The organism is Citrobacter sp. CtB7.12 (assembly GCF_001297795.1).
GTDB lineage: Bacteria > Pseudomonadota > Gammaproteobacteria > Enterobacterales > Enterobacteriaceae > Citrobacter_A > Citrobacter_A amalonaticus.
In genome coordinates this window covers 356,849-374,305 of sequence record NZ_LIFT01000002.1, presented here as the reverse complement: position 1 = coordinate 374,305, position 17,457 = coordinate 356,849, and the positions used below count along the sequence as shown (strand labels likewise).

Annotated in this window: 12 protein-coding genes and 7 tRNA genes; 15 read left to right on the top strand and 4 right to left on the bottom strand. The window is 53.4% G+C overall.

What is annotated here, in order from left to right; all coding sequences use genetic code 11:
* The first annotated feature begins 79 nt into the window (after nt 1–79).
* The 3 genes from tcuA to tcuC are packed head-to-tail and all read left to right on the top strand — an operon-like array spanning nt 80 to nt 3,959.
* Nucleotides 80–1,483: an FAD-dependent tricarballylate dehydrogenase TcuA gene (gene tcuA / locus AOY24_RS03310; protein WP_043001396.1), complete on the top strand. Its 1,404-nt coding sequence runs from the start codon at nt 80–82 to the stop codon at nt 1,481–1,483.
* Nucleotides 1,470–2,609, top strand: coding sequence for a tricarballylate utilization 4Fe-4S protein TcuB (gene tcuB / locus AOY24_RS03305; protein WP_044266362.1), 1,140 nt, complete (start codon nt 1,470–1,472; stop codon nt 2,607–2,609). Before tcuA ends, tcuB begins: the two co-directional genes overlap by 14 nt.
* A gap of 54 nt (nt 2,610–2,663) precedes the next feature.
* On the top strand, nt 2,664–3,959 hold the full coding sequence (gene tcuC / locus AOY24_RS03300; RefSeq protein ID WP_032190702.1) for a tricarballylate/proton symporter TcuC: 1,296 nt from the start codon (nt 2,664–2,666) through the stop codon (nt 3,957–3,959).
* A gap of 52 nt (nt 3,960–4,011) precedes the next feature.
* On the opposite strand, the gene chiQ is transcribed toward tcuC, so the two are convergent.
* The 4 genes from chiQ to nagE form a co-directional block, all read right to left on the bottom strand.
* Complete coding sequence (chiQ, locus tag AOY24_RS03295; RefSeq protein ID WP_044256579.1) at nt 4,012–4,344, bottom strand: ChiQ/YbfN family lipoprotein; 333 nt, start codon at nt 4,342–4,344, stop codon at nt 4,012–4,014.
* A 49-nt stretch (nt 4,345–4,393) separates the two neighbouring features.
* Nucleotides 4,394–5,800: a chitoporin gene (gene chiP, locus AOY24_RS03290; protein WP_043001399.1), complete on the bottom strand. Its 1,407-nt coding sequence runs from the start codon at nt 5,798–5,800 to the stop codon at nt 4,394–4,396.
* Nucleotides 5,801–6,237: 437 nt separating this feature from the next.
* On the bottom strand, nt 6,238–7,905 hold the full coding sequence (glnS, locus tag AOY24_RS03285; RefSeq protein WP_043001400.1) for a glutamine--tRNA ligase: 1,668 nt from the start codon (nt 7,903–7,905) through the stop codon (nt 6,238–6,240).
* A 188-nt stretch (nt 7,906–8,093) separates the two neighbouring features.
* Complete coding sequence (nagE, locus tag AOY24_RS03280; RefSeq protein WP_043001401.1) at nt 8,094–10,109, bottom strand: N-acetylglucosamine-specific PTS transporter subunit IIBC; 2,016 nt, start codon at nt 10,107–10,109, stop codon at nt 8,094–8,096.
* A 324-nt stretch (nt 10,110–10,433) separates the two neighbouring features.
* Between nagE and nagB the strand changes: the two genes are divergently transcribed.
* The 12 genes from nagB (at nt 10,434) to AOY24_RS03220 (ending at nt 17,364) form a co-directional block, all read left to right on the top strand.
* Entirely contained in the window at nt 10,434–11,234 is an 801-nt protein-coding gene (gene nagB, locus AOY24_RS03275) for a glucosamine-6-phosphate deaminase (protein ID WP_043001402.1), read from the top strand.
* A 59-nt stretch (nt 11,235–11,293) separates the two neighbouring features.
* Nucleotides 11,294–12,442 (top strand): N-acetylglucosamine-6-phosphate deacetylase, encoded by a 1,149-nt coding sequence (gene nagA / locus AOY24_RS03270; protein WP_054176138.1) that lies wholly within the window; start codon nt 11,294–11,296, stop codon nt 12,440–12,442.
* Between the two features lie 8 nt (nt 12,443–12,450).
* Nucleotides 12,451–13,671: a DNA-binding transcriptional regulator NagC gene (gene nagC / locus AOY24_RS03265; RefSeq protein ID WP_043001404.1), complete on the top strand. Its 1,221-nt coding sequence runs from the start codon at nt 12,451–12,453 to the stop codon at nt 13,669–13,671.
* A gap of 46 nt (nt 13,672–13,717) precedes the next feature.
* Nucleotides 13,718–14,470, top strand: a complete 753-nt coding sequence (nagD, locus tag AOY24_RS03260; RefSeq protein WP_042320681.1) for a ribonucleotide monophosphatase NagD — start codon at nt 13,718–13,720, stop codon at nt 14,468–14,470.
* A 254-nt stretch (nt 14,471–14,724) separates the two neighbouring features.
* Nucleotides 14,725–16,389 carry an asparagine synthase B gene (asnB, locus tag AOY24_RS03255; RefSeq protein WP_054176137.1) on the top strand — a complete coding sequence of 555 codons (1,665 nt, stop codon included), beginning with the start codon at nt 14,725–14,727 and terminating at the stop codon, nt 16,387–16,389.
* Between the two features lie 223 nt (nt 16,390–16,612).
* Nucleotides 16,613–16,689: transfer RNA gene (locus AOY24_RS03250), tRNA-Met, on the top strand.
* Between the two features lie 8 nt (nt 16,690–16,697).
* Nucleotides 16,698–16,782, top strand: a tRNA-Leu gene (locus AOY24_RS03245).
* A 23-nt stretch (nt 16,783–16,805) separates the two neighbouring features.
* A tRNA-Gln gene (locus AOY24_RS03240) sits at nt 16,806–16,880 on the top strand.
* A 36-nt stretch (nt 16,881–16,916) separates the two neighbouring features.
* A tRNA-Gln gene (locus AOY24_RS03235) sits at nt 16,917–16,991 on the top strand.
* A gap of 15 nt (nt 16,992–17,006) precedes the next feature.
* Nucleotides 17,007–17,083, top strand: a tRNA-Met gene (locus AOY24_RS03230).
* 47 nt (nt 17,084–17,130) lie between these two features.
* Nucleotides 17,131–17,205 (top strand) — tRNA-Gln (locus AOY24_RS03225).
* A gap of 84 nt (nt 17,206–17,289) precedes the next feature.
* Nucleotides 17,290–17,364, top strand: a tRNA-Gln gene (locus tag AOY24_RS03220).
* The last annotated feature ends 93 nt before the right edge of the window (nt 17,365–17,457 follow it).

Genomic DNA, 17,457 nt, shown 5'->3' with positions numbered 1-17,457 from the left:
GTCATAGCGCCCATACAATCAGCACGTATACATTTCAATTACAAATTTAACAAATAGTTAAATGGTAATGGAGTAGACGATGGTTGATGTACTGGTGATTGGCGGTGGTAATGCCGCGTTATGTGCCGCCTTAACCGCCCGTGAGGCAGGAGCTTCCGTGCTGCTGTTAGAGGCTGCGCCCCGGGAATGGCGCGGCGGGAATTCCCAACACACGCGCAATTTACGCTGTATGCACGATGCGCCACAGGATGTGCTGGTCGAGAGTTATCCCGAAGAGGAGTTCTGGCAGGATCTCTGGCGTGTCACCGAAGGCAATACCAATGAAGCGTTGGCGCGACTGGTGATCCGGACCTCTTCCCAGTGTCGCGACTGGATGCGTCAGCACGGCGTTAATTTTCAGCCTCCGCTCTCTGGCGCGCTGCACGTGGCGCGTACCAATGCCTTCTTCATGGGCGGCGGTAAAGCCCTCGTGAACGCCTATTACCGCAGCGCAGAAAAGCTGGGGGTACAGATTCGCTACAACACGCCGGTACAGGCACTTGAATTGCGCAACGGCGAATTCATCGCAGCCCTGGCAGGTCACGAGCGCATTGAGGCGAAAGCCTGCGTACTCGCCGCCGGTGGATTTGAATCCAACCGCGAATGGCTGCGCGACGCCTGGGGAGAGAACGCTCGTGGCGAATGGCCAGCCGATAACTTCCTCATTCGCGGCACCCGCTTTAATCAGGGCGTCTTGCTCAAATTTATGATCGATGCCGGTGCTGACATTATCGGCGATCCGTCTCAGTCCCACTGTGTGGCGATTGATGCCCGGGCTCCGTTGTACGACGGCGGCATTTGTACCCGCGTGGATTGCGTCTCACTGGGTGTGGTAGTCAACCGGGACGCGGAGCGCTTTTACGATGAAGGCGAAGATTTCTGGCCGAAACGCTATGCCATCTGGGGGCGTCTGGTTGCCCACCAGCCGGGGCAGATTGGCTACTCCATTATCGACAGCAAAGCGATCGGTCACTTTATGCCGCCGGTTTTCCCCGGCGCACAGGCCAATACGCTGAGTGAACTGGCCCGCCAGTTGGGGCTGGATCCCGAACGCTTTACCCATACCGTGGAGCACTACAATCAGGCCTGTCAGCCGGGTCAGTTTGATCACACGAAGCTGGACAACTGCGCGACGCAGGGCCTGACGCCACCGAAAACGCACTGGGCGCGGCCTATTGATACGCCCCCCTACTACGGTTACGCCCTGCGACCGGGGATCACCTTTACCTACCTGGGACTGAAAGTGAATGAACACGCTGCGGTTCACTTCGCAGGCACCCCCAGCCGTAACCTGTTCGTTGCCGGTGAGATGATGGCTGGCAACGTACTGGGCAAGGGCTATACCGCCGGTGTCGGCATGTCCATCGGCACCACGTTTGGTCGCATCGCAGGTAAAGAAGCCGCGCAGGCAGCACGTAAGGAGGCGCATCATGAAGCAGCTTGAAAAACTGATCATCGAGGCCAAAATTCTCACCGAGCCAGAAGCTGAAGTCGAGCGGGTGATGCAGGTGTGTAATGCCTGTCGCTATTGCGAAGGGTTTTGCGCCGTGTTCCCGGCGATGACTCAGCGACTGGAATTTAGCAAAGCCGACATTAACTATCTGGCAAACCTGTGCCATAACTGCGGCGCCTGCCTGCACGCCTGCCAGTATGCGCCGCCCCATGAGTTTGCGATCAACGTGCCGAAAGCAATGGCGGAAGTGCGTCTGGAAACGTATCAACACTACGCGCAACCGGCGGCCTTCGGAGCGCTGTATCGCCAGGCTGGCGTTACCGTGACGCTGGCACTGGTCTTTAGTCTGATCCTCTTTTTACTCCTCGCGATGGGGCTGAAGGGATCGCTACTCCATCCGCCGCTGGCCGGTGATTTCTACCAAATCTTCCCGCACAACCTGCTGGCATGGATGTTTGGATCGGTTTTCATGCTGGCGATCGGTTTACTAATGGCAGGGGTGATCCGCTTCTGGCGCGAGATCTCTCCCGTCGGGCCGCGTCCGGCGGAAATTGCCGAAGCGTCGCACAACGCGCTGACGCTGAAATACCTCGACGGCGGACATGGCAAAGGCTGCAACGAGGCGGACGATGCTTTCACATTGATGCGTCGTCGTTTCCACCATTTCACCTTCTACGGCTTTATGCTCTGTTTCGCCGCGACCGTGGTGGCGACGGGTTACCACTACTTCGCCGGCTGGGAAGCCCCCTACCCGTTCTTCAGCGTGCCGGTCATGCTTGGCACGCTCGGAGGAATCGGTTTAATTGTCGGCCCGGCAGGCCTGCTGTGGTTAAACCTTAAGCGCTCGCCACTGCATGGCGACGCGCGACAGAAACCGATGGATCGCGGTTTTATTTTACTGCTGCTCCTGACCAGCCTGACCGGTTTAGGTTTGCTGGCGGGAAGAGACACCTCATGGATGGGGATCCTGCTTGCCATCCATCTTGGCGTGGTCATGGCGCTTTTTTTGACCATTCCATACGGAAAATTTGCCCACGGATTTTACCGCTGCGCGTCTTTACTCAAATGGGCGATTGAGAAGCGACGTGGAAAACAGGCGGGGGTCGCAGGCGACTAACCCGCAAACTCTTACCTCTATACATAATTATGATAAGACAGTGGAGCAACTTCAATGACTCAACAACCATCGCGCGCTGGCACGTTCGGCGCAATACTGCGTGTGACCAGCGGTAATTTTCTCGAACAGTTCGATTTTTTCCTGTTTGGTTTTTACGCCACTTATATCGCAAAGACGTTTTTTCCTGCCGAAAGTGAGTTTGCCGCATTAATGCTTACTTTTGCCGTTTTTGGCTCCGGATTTTTAATGCGCCCTATCGGGGCCGTGGTGTTGGGCGCATATATCGACAGGATCGGACGACGGAAAGGGCTGATGGTCACCCTGGCGATTATGGGCTGCGGCACGCTGCTCATCGCCCTCGTGCCGGGTTATCAGACTATCGGCCTGCTGGCTCCCGTGCTGGTCCTGGTGGGGCGTCTGCTACAGGGATTTTCTGCTGGCGTCGAACTGGGCGGCGTCTCTGTTTATCTTTCTGAGATCGCCACGCCAGGCAATAAAGGCTTTTACACCAGTTGGCAATCGGCCAGCCAGCAGGTGGCGATTGTCGTCGCCGCGCTGATCGGCTACGGTCTGAATGTCACGCTGGGACACGATGAAATATCCGAATGGGGTTGGCGAATCCCGTTCTTCATTGGCTGCATGATTATTCCGCTGATTTTTGTTCTTCGACGTTCGCTACAGGAAACTGAAGCCTTTTTACAACGTAAACACCGTCCGGACACCCGGGAAATTTTTACCACCATTGCTAAAAACTGGCGCATCATCACCGCGGGTACCCTGCTGGTGGCGATGACGACCACGACCTTTTATTTTATTACTGTCTATACCCCCACTTACGGGAGAACGGTGTTGAACCTGAGCGCACGTGACAGCCTGGTAGTCACCATGCTGGTAGGGATTTCTAACTTCATCTGGCTGCCGATTGGCGGCGCTATCTCTGATCGGATCGGGCGACGCCCGGTGCTGATGGGCATCACCTTGCTCGCCCTCGTCACCACCTGGCCGGTGATGAACTGGCTTACCGCTGCCCCTGACTTCACCCGCATGACGCTGGTGCTGCTCTGGTTCTCGTTCTTTTTTGGCATGTATAACGGCGCGATGGTGGCGGCCCTGACCGAAGTGATGCCGGTTTATGTCCGAACCGTGGGTTTTTCGCTGGCCTTTAGTCTTGCGACAGCGATTTTCGGCGGCCTGACGCCTGCTATCTCCACCGCATTGGTCCAGTTGACCGGCGATAAGAGTTCTCCGGGGTGGTGGCTCATGTGCGCGGCGCTGTGCGGACTCGCCGCAACGGCAATGCTGTTTGTTCGTCTCAGCCGTGGCTATCAGACAGCAGAGAATAAGCTCTGAAACGCAAGCGGGCGGAGAGATATCTCCGCCCGCTTTATGTTGTCTCTGACGTTTACTTCGCCGTATTGTTACTGCGAATTTCCTGCCAGATCTTATCGCAATCGGCTTTGACAGCCTGATCGTTACCGGTACGTGTCGCCTGAATACACTGCTGGTAATCCAGCACACGAACACTTTCCTGATTTGCAAACTGTTGATGTTGTTTTTCTTTTTTCAGCACATCCAGCACGCTCTGGCAGGCTTCGATTTTCTCGGGCGATCCCTGTGCCGTGTTGATACAGGCGCTATACGCCTCTTTCAACCGACTATCTTCTTTCGGCGCCGTTGACGGTGCGCAGGCCACCAGTCCCGAGGCCATTACGGCGATGAGTATCAGTTTTTTCATAGCATGGTCCTCAACGAGGCGGCAGGCACAAGGCCTGCCGCTGTTGGCATTAGAAGATGGTGAACGGTGCAATCACAATGAACTTCACGTCGCGCTCATCCTGGAAGATGTTGCCGTAACCGCCGCCCCAGCTCGGGATGTTGGAGTGGTTGTCATATTCGGTGAAGTGCAGTTTAAACATGGTGCCTTTCGCACGACCGTCCTGCAGGGTGTAGACCGCATCCAGGCTGTATGACGATTCTTCAATGGTACGGTTTTTGTCGTAGTACGCATCCGGGTTGCTCTGCCAGGTAGACGGTTTCGCGTCCCAGGCATATACATAAGAAGCCCCGACGGCCCAGCCTGGCAGGTTCCAGTTCTTCAGGTCATACATCGCGCCAAAGAAGACCGCTTTTTCGCCGTTGGCGTTGAAGTCTGAACGGTTATCCCACCAGATATCCAGACGACCGTTGGATGACGCATAGGTCGGCGTCATACGTTGCAGGAAGAACCCTTGCTGCCCTTCGGCCTTAACCCAGGTCCCTTCCAGACGTAGGTCAACCACTTCCGCCACTTTATAGCCGAAGGTCAACGCCTGCAGCCAGGCGGTTCCGTCATAAATATCGCTGGCGCTGCGGTCATCAACTTTGTCACGCGCACCGTAGAACTGGTAGCTGGTGGAGAACGGATTGCCACCTAAATCAAACTTGTAGCTGGCTTTGGCGAAGTACTGATCGACATAGCCTTCGGACTGACCAAAGGCGGCTTCCAGCACCAGGTCATTTTTGAAATCATACTTTGCGCCGACAGAATGGAGATAATCGACTTTGGTCTTTTTATCGCCCTGGTAGAATTTATCAACCTCAGTGTGCCATGGCGCTTTATATTCGTTGGCCCACATGTAGGAGAAACTCAGTGCGCCTGCATCGCCGTAGTCAAAGTTTGCGCCCGCTTCAGCACCCTGATAGGTACCTGGCATAAAGCTCCAGTGCGGTGCTAACAGCGTCTGACCAGTAGGCTGAATATAACCGGCACGCGCCCAGGCTGGGCCGTATTTGAATTTCGCGGCGGCCTTGTACAAACTGATTCCGCTCTTATCACCGGAGTAGTCTTCATCGTAGCCTTTGTTCTTTTTCGAGAACGCGATTTCGTTTGGATGGCCGCTGTCGCCGTTTTCTGCCATTTCAATTGCCGTAAACGCCGCCACATCGAGACCGAACATATCTGCTGCATAGCCGGACTGGAAATCCAGGTTGGCGTTCCAGGTCGCGTGAGAAAGGTTGGTTTTGTACTTATCTCCGTCGGTGACATCTTTACGGTCGCGTTCACGCTGCCAGTAATAAATGCCGCCCGTCAGGGTTGAATCATCGATAAAGCCTTCGGCCTGTGCCTGCGGAACAACGACCAGACCTGACAGTGCTGTGATACCGGCGATAGCCAACGCCAGCGCACTACGTTTGCCACTAAACGTACGCATATGTTAATCCTCTTTGACGTATAAATTGCTGTTGCCAAAGGCAAAACAGCGAAAAAATAAAAAAGTAAAAGTAGCACTGAAAAAAACCTCACTGACTACAGTGATAGACTATTTTTCGCGACGCGAATTATCAATACCTTTCTGTAACGAGAATGTAAGAGTATGAGCAACCGCACATAATTCATTGCTTCCTGTTACATTTTATTCATCCATCAAAAAATACCGTAAAAGCTGCAAATTCTCTTTGTTTTCCAGAAAGATGAACGAGATTTCATGACACTATCTGTTTTTTTGCGAGCGTTATCGATAACAGACGGTTGTTAATGGCATTATTTTGTGAATGGGAATTAATTCGCTTCGCAAAGCGAGATTTTTCGTTGAACAGAAGATAAAAAAACGCCGCAGAATGCGGCGCTTGAAGGTAGCATTGCGGCAGTTTATTCGCCGACTTTCGCCCAGGTGTCACGCAGGCCAACGGTGCGGTTAAACACCAGCTTCTCTGCGCTGGCGTAACGGCTGTCCAGGCAGAAGTAACCTTCGCGCTCAAACTGGAACGCTTTCCCTGCTACTGCGGCTTTCAGCGACGGTTCAGCAAACCCCTGTTTGATCACCAGCGATTCCGGGTTCATCACGGAGAGGAAATCTTCCGCCGCGCCTGGGTTTGGTACGCTGAACAGACGATCGTAGAGACGAATTTCGACTGGCAGCGCGTGTGCGGCACTAACCCAGTGGATCACACCTTTCACTTTACGGCCATCTGCCGGATCTTTGCTCAGGGTATCTGCATCATAGGTACAGAAGATGGTGGTAATAGTGCCTTCCGCATCTTTTTCCACGCGTTCTGCTTTCACCACGTAGGCGTTGCGCAGACGCACTTCTTTACCCATCACCAGACGCTTGTACTGCTTGTTGGCTTCTTCGCGGAAATCAGCGCGATCGATCCAGATTTCACCGCTGAAAGGAACTTCACGCGTGCCCATTTCCGGTTTGTTCGGATGGTTAGGCATGGTGACCATTTCGCTTTCACCCTGCGGGTAGTTCTCAATAACCAGTTTCACCGGATCAATAACCGCCATCGCACGCGGGGCGTTTTCGTTCAGGTCTTCGCGGATACAAGATTCCAGCGACGCCATTTCGATCGTATTGTCCTGCTTGGTCACGCCAATGCGTTTGCAGAATTCACGGATCGCCGCTGCGGTATAGCCACGACGACGCAGACCAGAGATCGTCGGCATACGCGGATCGTCCCAGCCTTCAACGTGCTTGTCAGCCACTAGCAGGTTCAGCTTACGCTTGGACATCACCGTGTATTCCAGATTCAGGCGCGAGAATTCATACTGGCGCGGATGAACCGGAATCGTGATGTTGTCGAGCACCCAGTCGTACAGACGACGGTTGTCCTGGAATTCCAGGGTACACAGAGAGTGGGTAATACCTTCCAGCGCATCGCTGATGCAGTGGGTGAAGTCGTACATCGGGTAGATGCACCACTTGTTGCCGGTCTGATGGTGCTCGGCAAATTTAATGCGGTACAGAACCGGATCGCGCATCACGATAAACGGCGACGCCATGTCGATCTTCGCACGCAGGCAGGCTTTACCTTCTTCAAAACCGCCGGTACGCATTTTTTCAAACAGCGCGAGGTTCTCTTCGATGCTGCGATCGCGGAACGGACTGTTTTTGCCAGGCTGAGTCAGCGTGCCACGGTATTCGCGGATCTGCTCCGGCGTCAGCTCATCGACATACGCCAGACCTTTGTTGATCAGTTCAACCGCATAAGCGTGCAGTTGATCAAAGTAATCTGAGGAGTAGCGAACGTTGCCAGCCCAGTGAAAACCTAACCACTCAACGTCGTTTTTGATCGAATCAACGTACTCGATATCTTCTTTTACCGGGTTGGTGTCATCGAAACGCAGGTTGCACTGGCCCTGGTAGTCTTGCGCGATACCAAAGTTCAGGCAGATGGATTTCGCGTGGCCAATGTGCAGATAGCCATTTGGCTCCGGCGGAAAACGGGTATGGACTGTGGTGTGCTTACCACTGGCCAGATCTTCATCGATGATCTGACGAATAAAGTTACTCGGGCGGGCTTCAGCCTCACTCATCGTGGATTCCTCAAAGCGTAAACAACGTATAACGGCATATGATCTTATAAGCCGGACTGACTGACAACCTTTAGTTACTGAAAAAGTGGCGTTGAAGAAAAATAGGAGGGAATTTGCTGCAAAAAAAAGCGGCGGAGGTTTCCCCCGCCGCTTCATGTTGCCGGATGGCGTCTTATACCTTATCCGACCTACCCTTTGATCTCATACAGTGGCGTTTGACCGGCAACAACGTGACCGTCGGCTTTAATCACCAGGCCGCTGAAATCGTCGATGTTGCTGCACACCACCGGACTAATCATAGAGCGCGCGTTTGCGTTCAGGTAATCCAGATCCATTTCCAGAATCGGCTGACCCGCGGTCACTTCCGCGCCCTCTTCTACCAGACGCGTGAAGCCCTGGCCGTTCAGCGCGACGGTATCGATCCCCATGTGGACAACGATTTCCGCGCCTTTCTCGGTTTCCAGACAGAACGCATGATTGGTATTGAAGATTTTCACAATCGTGCCCGCAGCCGGAGAAACTACGGTTTTATCCGTTGGTTTTACCGCAACACCATCACCCACCGCTTTGCTGGCGAACGCTTCGTCAGGCACCTGCTCCAGCGCAACCACATCACCGGTTACCGGAGAAACCAGTTCGGCAATGGTCACCGCATTTGGAACCGCCTGCGGTTTAGCTGCTGCCTGGGCAACAGGCGCAGCAGAGGCTTCAGCCGCCGCAACCGGACCGGTGGTTTTCATCGCGTTGGCGATTTTCTCAGCCACGAAGCCGACGATAATCTGCACGCTGGTTTTGTTCAGACGAATCACACCAGAAGCACCCAAGCGTTTCGCCAGACCTTCATTCACCAGCGACGAGTCTTTTACGCTCAGACGCAGACGGGTGATGCAGGCGTCAATACCGGTGAGGTTATCAGAACCACCGATGGCGGCGATGTACTGACGCGCCAGGGCAGAAACGTCCTGCTCTTTATCGCTGCTCACATTGAGATCCTGACCGTCCGCTTCGCTGCCAGCCACAGCCAGTTCGCGACCCGGCGTCATCAGGTTGAATTTGGTGATAACGAAACGGAACACCACGTAGTAGATGGCAAAGAACACCAGACCCTGCGGGATCAGCATCCACCACTGGGTCGCCAGCGGGTTACGGGAAGAAAGCACCATATCCACCAGACCCGCGCTGAAGCCGAAGCCAGCAATCCAATGCATGCTCGCTGCGATGAATACAGAGATCCCGGTCAGGACGGCGTGAATCACATACAGAACCGGCGCAACGAACATGAAGGAGAATTCCAGCGGTTCAGTGATACCGGTAAAGAATGCCGCAAACGCACCGGCCATCATAATACCCAGCACTTTCGCCTTGTTCTCAGGACGCGCGCAGTGATAGATAGCCAGCGCCGCACCCGGCAGACCAAACATCATGATTGGGAAGAAGCCCGCCTGATAACGACCGGTAATCCCGACAACTGCTTTACCCGATTCAATAGACTGGGCACCACCGAGGAAGTTAGGAATGTCGTTAATCCCCGCAACGTCGAACCAGAATACGGAGTTCAGGGCGTGATGCAGACCCACCGGAATCAACAGACGGTTAAAGAAGGCGTAGATACCCGCACCGGTTGAGCCCAGTTTTTGAATGTGTTCACCGAAGTTAACCAGACCGTCGAAAATTACCGGCCAGATGTACATCATGATGAACGCCACAACGATCATCACAAAAGAGGTGAGGATCGGTACCAGACGGCGCCCGCTGAAGAAGGAGAGCGCTTTCGGCAGCTCAACGCTACTAAAGCGGTTGTACAGTTCAGCAGAGATAATACCCACAAGGATACCCACGAACTGGTTGCTTATCTTACCGAAAGCAGCAGGCACCTGGTCTGCAGGAATCTTCTGAATCATGGAAACCGCCGCCGGAGAACAGAGCGTGGTCAGCACCAGGAAGCCCACAAAACCGGTCAGCGCCGCAGCACCGTCTTTATCTTTAGACATACCGTAAGCCACACCGATAGCAAACAGTACGGACATGTTATCGATAATGGCGGAACCGGACTTAATGAAGAACGCCGCAAGGGCGTTGTCTCCACCCCAACCTACCGGGTCGATCCAATAGCCGACCCCCATCAATATTGCCGCCGCAGGCAGCGTGGCGACCGGCACCATTAGCGCACGGCCTACCTTTTGCAGATAACCTAGAATACTCACTTTCTTCCCCCTTTGAGACCCCGTTAAGGCTCGCTTTAAGCTGTGTTTTTATTTTGTCACTAACTTATTGAAATTCAGTTGTTGCTTTACTGGCATTGTGAGTGTGTAAAAATTTAATTCGTACCGCAAATTAAAAGCGTGTTTTTTGTGAGTTTAGTCACCAAATATCGTTATATTCACTCCCTTTTACTGGCTATGTGGGAAAACTTATTTTATCATTCAAAAAATCAAGACAGATTGACCCAACTGATGCATGCCAGGTTACGCTTTGCCATGCACCTGCACAATCCGTCAACGGCTTACATTTACTTTCTGAGGTGAAGAATGAGACTAATTCCCCTGACTTCCGCTGAACAGGTCGGCAAATGGGCGGCACGCCATATCGTTAATCGCATCAACGCGTTCAAACCGACAGCCGATCGTCCGTTTGTTCTGGGTCTGCCGACAGGCGGCACGCCGTTGACAGCGTATAAAGCCTTAGTCGAAATGCACAAAGCGGGCCAGGTTAGCTTCAAACACGTCGTGACGTTCAATATGGACGAATATGTCGGCTTGCCAAAAGAGCATCCGGAAAGCTACTACAGCTTTATGCATCGCAATTTCTTTGACCATGTTGATATTCCAGCAGAAAATATCAACCTGCTCAACGGCAACGCGCCGGACATCGACGCCGAATGCCGTCAGTATGAAGAAAAGATCCGTTCCTACGGTAAAATCCACCTGTTCATGGGGGGTGTCGGCAATGATGGTCATATCGCCTTTAACGAACCGGCTTCGTCGCTGGCTTCTCGTACCCGTATCAAAACCCTGACGCATGACACCCGTGTGGCAAACTCCCGTTTCTTTGACGGCGACGTGGATCAGGTACCGAAGTACGCGCTGACCGTTGGCGTGGGTACCCTGCTGGACGCTGAAGAAGTGATGATTCTGGTGCTGGGTTCGCAGAAAGCGCAGGCGCTGCAAGCTGCGGTGGAAGGCAATGTGAACCACATGTGGACCATCAGCTGTCTGCAACTGCATCCGAAAGCGGTTGTGGTGTGCGATGAGCCGTCCACAATGGAACTGAAAGTTAAGACACTGAAATATTTCAACGAGTTAGAAGCCGAAAATATCAAAGGTCTGTAATGTAGTCTCCGCCCTGTTTTATGTTCAGGGCGGCATTTTTTTTGAAATCGGGGGTCGGAATGTATGCTTTAACCCAGGGCCGGATCTTCACCGGTCACGAAATTCTTGATGACCATGCGATTGTTGTCGCCAATGGCCTGATTGACCGCGTTTGTCCTGTGGCAGAACTGCCGCCAGAGATCGAGCAACGTTCAGTGAACGGGGCCATTCTTTCCCCCGGCTTTATCGATGTCCAGCTCAACGGCTGCGGCGGCGTGCAGTTTAACGACACGGCAGAAGCCGTCACCGTTGAAACGCTGGAGATCATGCAGAAGGCCAACGAGAAATCGGGCTGCACCAACTACCTGCCTACGCTGATTACCACCAGCGATGATCTCATGAAGCAAGGCATTCGCATGATGCGTGAATACCTGGCCAAACATCCGAATCAGGCGCTGGGTCTGCACCTGGAAGGCCCGTGGCTGAACCTGGTGAAAAAAGGGACGCACAATCCGAGCTTTGTCCGTCAGCCTGACGCTGCGCTGGTCGATTTCCTGTGCGATAATGCCGACGTAATCACCAAAGTGACGCTGGCACCGGAAATGGTTCCTGCGGAAGTGATCAGCAAGTTGGCGAATGCCGGGATTGTAGTCTCCGCCGGGCACTCCAACGCCACGCTGAAAGAAGCGAAAGCCGGGTTCCGTGCAGGTATCACCTTTGCTACACATCTGTTCAATGCGATGCCTTATATCACCGGACGCGAACCGGGCCTGGCAGGTGCGATTCTGGATGAAGCTGATATCTATTGCGGCGTGATTGCCGACGGTCTGCACGTTGACTATGCCAATATCCGCAACGCCAAACGGCTGAAAGGCGACAAACTGTGCCTGGTGACGGATGCGACTGCGCCGGCAGGGGCAAATATTGAACAGTTCATTTTTGCTGGTAAAACAATATACTACCGCAATGGACTCTGTGTAGATGAGAACGGGACGCTGAGCGGTTCATCACTAACCATGATTGAAGGCGTGCGTAATCTGGTTGAACATTGCGGTATCGCACTCGACGAAGTGCTGCGCATGGCGACCCTCTACCCTGCGCGTGCCATCGGTGTTGAGAAACACCTCGGCAGTATCGCGGCGGGTAAAGTGGCGAACCTGACCGCTTTCACACACGACTTTAAAATCATCAAGACCATCGTTAATGGTAACGAGGTCGTTACTGAGTAAGAGAAAGTATGACACCAGGCGGACAAGCTCAAATAGGTAATGTTGATCTCGTAAAACAGCTTAACAGCGCGGCCGTTTACCGCCTGATTGACCAGCATGGGCCAATCTCGCGGATCCAGATTGCCGAACAAAGCCAGCTTGCCCCCGCCAGCGTAACCAAAATTACGCGTCAACTGATTGAACGCGGACTGATCAAAGAAGTCGATCAACAGGCCTCCACCGGAGGCCGCCGCGCCATCTCTATCGTCACCGAAACCCGCAGTTTTCACGCCATTGGCGTGCGTCTTGGCCGCCACGACGCGACCATCACCCTGTTCGACCTGAGCAGCAAAGTGCTGGCGGAAGAGCACTATCCTCTGCCCGAACGGACGCAGGAAACGCTGGAACACGCGTTGCTCAACGCCATTACCGCTTTTATTGACAGCAATCAGCGCAAAATCCGCGAGCTCATCGCCATTTCCGTGATTCTGCCGGGGCTTGTCGATCCGGAAAGCGGCAAGATCCACTATATGCCGCATATTCAGGTGGAGAACTGGGGACTGGTTGAGGCACTGGAAAAGCGGTTCCTCGTCACCTGTTTTGTCGGTCACGATATCCGCAGTCTGGCGCTGGCAGAGCACTACTTTGGTGCAAGTCAGGATTGCGAAGACTCCATTCTGGTGCGCGTCCACCGCGGAACAGGCGCCGGAATCATCTCTAACGGGCGAATTTTTATTGGTCGTAACGGCAACGTTGGCGAGATTGGTCACATCCAGGTTGAACCATTGGGCGAGCGCTGCCACTGCGGCAATTTCGGTTGTCTGGAAACCATTGCTGCAAACGCGGCGATTGAACATCGCGTTCTTAATCTGCTCAAGCAAGGTTACCAGAGCCGTGTTCCGCTGGAAGACTGCACGATCAAAACCATCTGCAAGGCGGCAAATAAGGGCGACAGCCTGGCTTCTGAGGTGATCGAGCACGTCGGGCGTCATCTGGGCAAAACCATTGCGATCGCCATCAACTTGTTTAATCCACAAAAAGTCGTGATTGCCGGTGAGATCACCGAAGCCGATAAAGTGCTGTTACCCGCCATTGAAAGCTGCATTAATACGCAGGCGCTGAAGGCGTTTCGCACGAATTTGCCCGTGGTGCGTTCTACGTTGGATCACCGCTCAGCCATCGGTGCGTTTGCGCTGGTAAAACGCGCTATGCTCAACGGTATTTTGCTCCAGCATTTGCTGGAAAACTGATGCGCTCTTATAGTATCGGATTAATAACACATCTCCTGGGTAGTTCATGACCATTAAGAATGTCATTTGTGATATCGACGGCGTGCTAATGCACGACAACGTCGCCGTACCGGGTGCGGCGGAATTTTTGACTGGCGTAATGGAAAAAGGCCTGCCGCTGGTGCTGTTGACCAATTACCCGTCGCAGACCGGCCAGGATCTGGCGAACCGTTTCGCGACGGCTGGCGTCAATGTGCCGGACAGCGTGTTTTATACCTCGGCAATGGCGACCGCCGATTTCCTGCGTCGTCAGGAAGGGAAAAAGGCATATGTGGTCGGCGAAGGCGCACTGATCCACGAATTGTATAAAGCCGGTTTCACCATTACCGATGTAAACCCGGATTTCGTTATCGTTGGCGAGACCCGTTCCTACAACTGGGACATGATGCACAAAGCAGCTTACTTTGTGGCAAACGGCGCACGCTTTATCGCCACCAACCCGGACACTCACGGTCGCGGGTTTTATCCGGCCTGTGGCGCGCTCTGTGCAGGTATCGAAAAAATCTCTGGTCGTAAACCGTTCTACGTTGGTAAACCCAGTCCGTGGATCATTCGCGCGGCGTTAAATAAAATGCAGGCGCACTCGGAAGAGACGGTCATTGTCGGCGATAACCTGCGCACCGATATTCTCGCGGGCTTCCAGGCGGGACTCGAAACCATTCTGGTGCTCTCCGGCGTTTCCACGCTGGATGACATCGACAGCATGCCGTTCCGCCCGAGCTGGATTTATCCCTCCGTCGCCGAAATCGACGTTATTTAACCCAGACCACGTCCCAGGACGTGGTTTTTCATTTTCGTCTTCTGAAAAAATCACACCATTCAACAAAAACGGCAAAAAACTGATAATTCATCAATGAATATGCTCAATACGTAATCTTTTTTCACCATTCAGCAATAGCCATTGCGTTTTTTCTTTTTCAGACCGCAAACCCCTTGCGCCTCTTGTTTCTTTGCGGCATTTTCTTTAGCAAGCAAACACAAAAAGCATTACGCAACAGGTTAACGGAGAAGGTTATGTGTTCAATTTTCGGCGTATTCGATATTAAGTCAGATGCAGGTGAACTGCGTAAAAAAGCGCTTGAGCTGTCACGCCTGATGCGCCATCGCGGCCCGGACTGGTCCGGTATTTATGCCTGTGATAAGGCCATTCTGGCCCATGAACGTCTGTCGATTGTCGACGTCAACGCCGGTGCGCAGCCGCTGTATAACGAAAAGAAAACCCACGTGCTGGCCGTCAACGGTGAAATCTATAACCACCAGGTGCTGCGTGCAGAATATGGCGATCGCTACGCGTTCCAGACCGGCTCTGACTGCGAAGTGATCCTCGCGCTGTATCAGGAAAAAGGCGTAGAGTTTCTTGACGACCTGCAAGGGATGTTTGCCTTCGCGCTGTATGACAGCGAGCAGGATGCATATTTGATTGGTCGCGACCATATCGGCATTATCCCGCTGTATATGGGCTACGACGAATTCGGCAACCTGTATGTGGCGTCAGAAATGAAAGCGCTGGTGCCGGTGTGCCGCACCATTAAAGAGTTCCCGGCGGGGAGCTATCTGTGGAGCAAAGACGGTGAAATCCGTCAGTACTATCAGCGTGACTGGTTCGATTTTGACGCGGTAAAAGATAACGTTACCGACAAAAACGAACTGCGTCAGGCGCTGGAAGATTCCGTCAAAAGCCACCTGATGTCAGACGTGCCTTACGGCGTGCTGCTCTCTGGCGGCCTGGACTCTTCCGTTATCTCAGCGATCACCAAAAAATTCGCCGCCCGTCGTGTCGAAGATGACGAACGTTCTGAAGCCTGGTGGCCGCAACTCCACTCCTTTGCCGTCGGTCTGGAAGGCTCTCCGGATCTGAAAGCCGCGCAGGAAGTGGCGAACCATCTGGGGACCGTACACCATGAGATTCACTTTACGGTACAGGAAGGGCTGGACGCGATCCGCGACGTGATTTATCACATCGAAACCTACGATGTCACCACCATTCGCGCCTCCACGCCGATGTACTTAATGTCGCGTAAGATCAAGGCGATGGGCATCAAAATGGTGCTGTCTGGCGAAGGGTCGGATGAAGTGTTCGGCGGCTATCTCTATTTCCATAAGGCGCCAGATGCCAAAGAACTGCACGAAGAGACCGTACGCAAACTCCAGGCGCTGCACATGTTCGACTGCGCCCGCGCCAACAAGGCGATGTCGGCCTGGGGGGTGGAAGCACGCGTCCCGTTCCTGGATAAAAAATTCCTCGACGTGGCGATGCGCATCAACCCGGAAGATAAAATGTGCGGCAACGGCAAGATGGAAAAACATATCCTTCGCGAATGTTTTGAATCCTATCTGCCGGCAAGCGTCGCATGGCGTCAGAAAGAGCAGTTCTCCGACGGTGTGGGTTACAGTTGGATCGACACCCTGAAAGAGGTGGCCGCTAAGCAAGTTTCCGATCAGCAACTGGAAACCGCCCGCTTCCGCTTCCCGTACAACACGCCGTCCTCAAAAGAAGCGTATCTGTACCGCGAGATCTTCGAAGAGTTGTTCCCGGTACCAAGCGCCGCAGAATGTGTACCGGGTGGCCCTTCCGTCGCCTGCTCTTCTGCTAAGGCGATCGAATGGGACGAAGCGTTCAAAACCATGAACGATCCATCCGGTCGCGCAGTGGGTGTTCACCAGTCCGCTTATCAATAAGCCACGCTGATGAAAAAGGGCCTTTCGGGGCCCTTTTTTGATCCTGAAAAACGGTTCAGAAAGCGATTAATAACCAATAATTGCCGAATATTGCGCCACGCTGTTCGCAACCTAACCAAACAGTCACATTCCGGGCGTTTTCGATGAAAAAGGGGTTGACGCTTCAAGGCTCAATACGCATAATGCGCCCCGCAACGCCGATAAGGTAAGCGCGAAAAAAGAGGGCTACGTAGCTCAGTTGGTTAGAGCACATCACTCATAATGATGGGGTCACAGGTTCGAATCCCGTCGTAGCCACCATCTTTTTTGCGGGAGTGGCGAAATTGGTAGACGCACCAGATTTAGGTTCTGGCGCCGCAAGGTGTGCGAGTTCAAGTCTCGCCTCCCGCACCATTCCCATAAAAGCGTTGCACGGATGGGGTATCGCCAAGCGGTAAGGCACCGGTTTTTGATACCGGCATTCCCTGGTTCGAATCCAGGTACCCCAGCCATTTTTCTTCGAGTTTGCGGATTACCGCGACGGTCATTGGGGTATCGCCAAGCGGTAAGGCACCGGTTTTTGATACCGGCATTCCCTGGTTCGAATCCAGGTACCCCAGCCATCGAAGAAACACCCTGGCTACGTAGCTCAGTTGGTTAGAGCACATCACTCATAATGATGGGGTCACAGGTTCGAATCCCGTCGTAGCCACCATATTCAGAACACGTTAGTTTCTTTAAACGGGTTCAAAAACAATTTGTTGGGGTATCGCCAAGCGGTAAGGCACCGGATTCTGATTCCGGCATTCCGAGGTTCGAATCCTCGTACCCCAGCCAAATTTCAAGATGTACTGCACTATTGGATATCTCCAGGCTGTAAAGCACCGGGCTGAGTCTGGCGCGAGATAACCGACATACCATTGGGGTATCGCCAAGCGGTAAGGCACCGGATTCTGATTCCGGCATTCCGAGGTTCGAATCCTCGTACCCCAGCCACATCAGAAAAGCTCGCTTCGGCGAGCTTTTTGCTTTTCTGCTAGTGACCAACGAACAGGCCTGATAAGCGTACCGCCATCAGGCCTTTATCAA

What these genes read in the sequence shown, in the direction of transcription:
- tcuB (WP_044266362.1), top strand. Translation starts at nt 1,470, where the DNA reads ATGAAGCAGCTTGAAAAACTGATCATCGAGGCCAAAATTCTCACCGAG.
- nagB (WP_043001402.1), top strand. Translation starts at nt 10,434, where the DNA reads ATGAGACTAATTCCCCTGACTTCCGCTGAACAGGTCGGCAAATGGGCG.
- asnB (WP_054176137.1), top strand. Translation starts at nt 14,725, where the DNA reads ATGTGTTCAATTTTCGGCGTATTCGATATTAAGTCAGATGCAGGTGAA.
- chiP (WP_043001399.1), bottom strand. Translation starts at nt 5,800, where the DNA reads ATGCGTACGTTTAGTGGCAAACGTAGTGCGCTGGCGTTGGCTATCGCC.
- nagC (WP_043001404.1), top strand. Translation starts at nt 12,451, where the DNA reads ATGACACCAGGCGGACAAGCTCAAATAGGTAATGTTGATCTCGTAAAA.
- tcuA (WP_043001396.1), top strand. Translation starts at nt 80, where the DNA reads ATGGTTGATGTACTGGTGATTGGCGGTGGTAATGCCGCGTTATGTGCC.
- chiQ (WP_044256579.1), bottom strand. Translation starts at nt 4,344, where the DNA reads ATGAAAAAACTGATACTCATCGCCGTAATGGCCTCGGGACTGGTGGCC.
- nagA (WP_054176138.1), top strand. Translation starts at nt 11,294, where the DNA reads ATGTATGCTTTAACCCAGGGCCGGATCTTCACCGGTCACGAAATTCTT.
- tcuC (WP_032190702.1), top strand. Translation starts at nt 2,664, where the DNA reads ATGACTCAACAACCATCGCGCGCTGGCACGTTCGGCGCAATACTGCGT.
- glnS (WP_043001400.1), bottom strand. Translation starts at nt 7,905, where the DNA reads ATGAGTGAGGCTGAAGCCCGCCCGAGTAACTTTATTCGTCAGATCATC.
- nagD (WP_042320681.1), top strand. Translation starts at nt 13,718, where the DNA reads ATGACCATTAAGAATGTCATTTGTGATATCGACGGCGTGCTAATGCAC.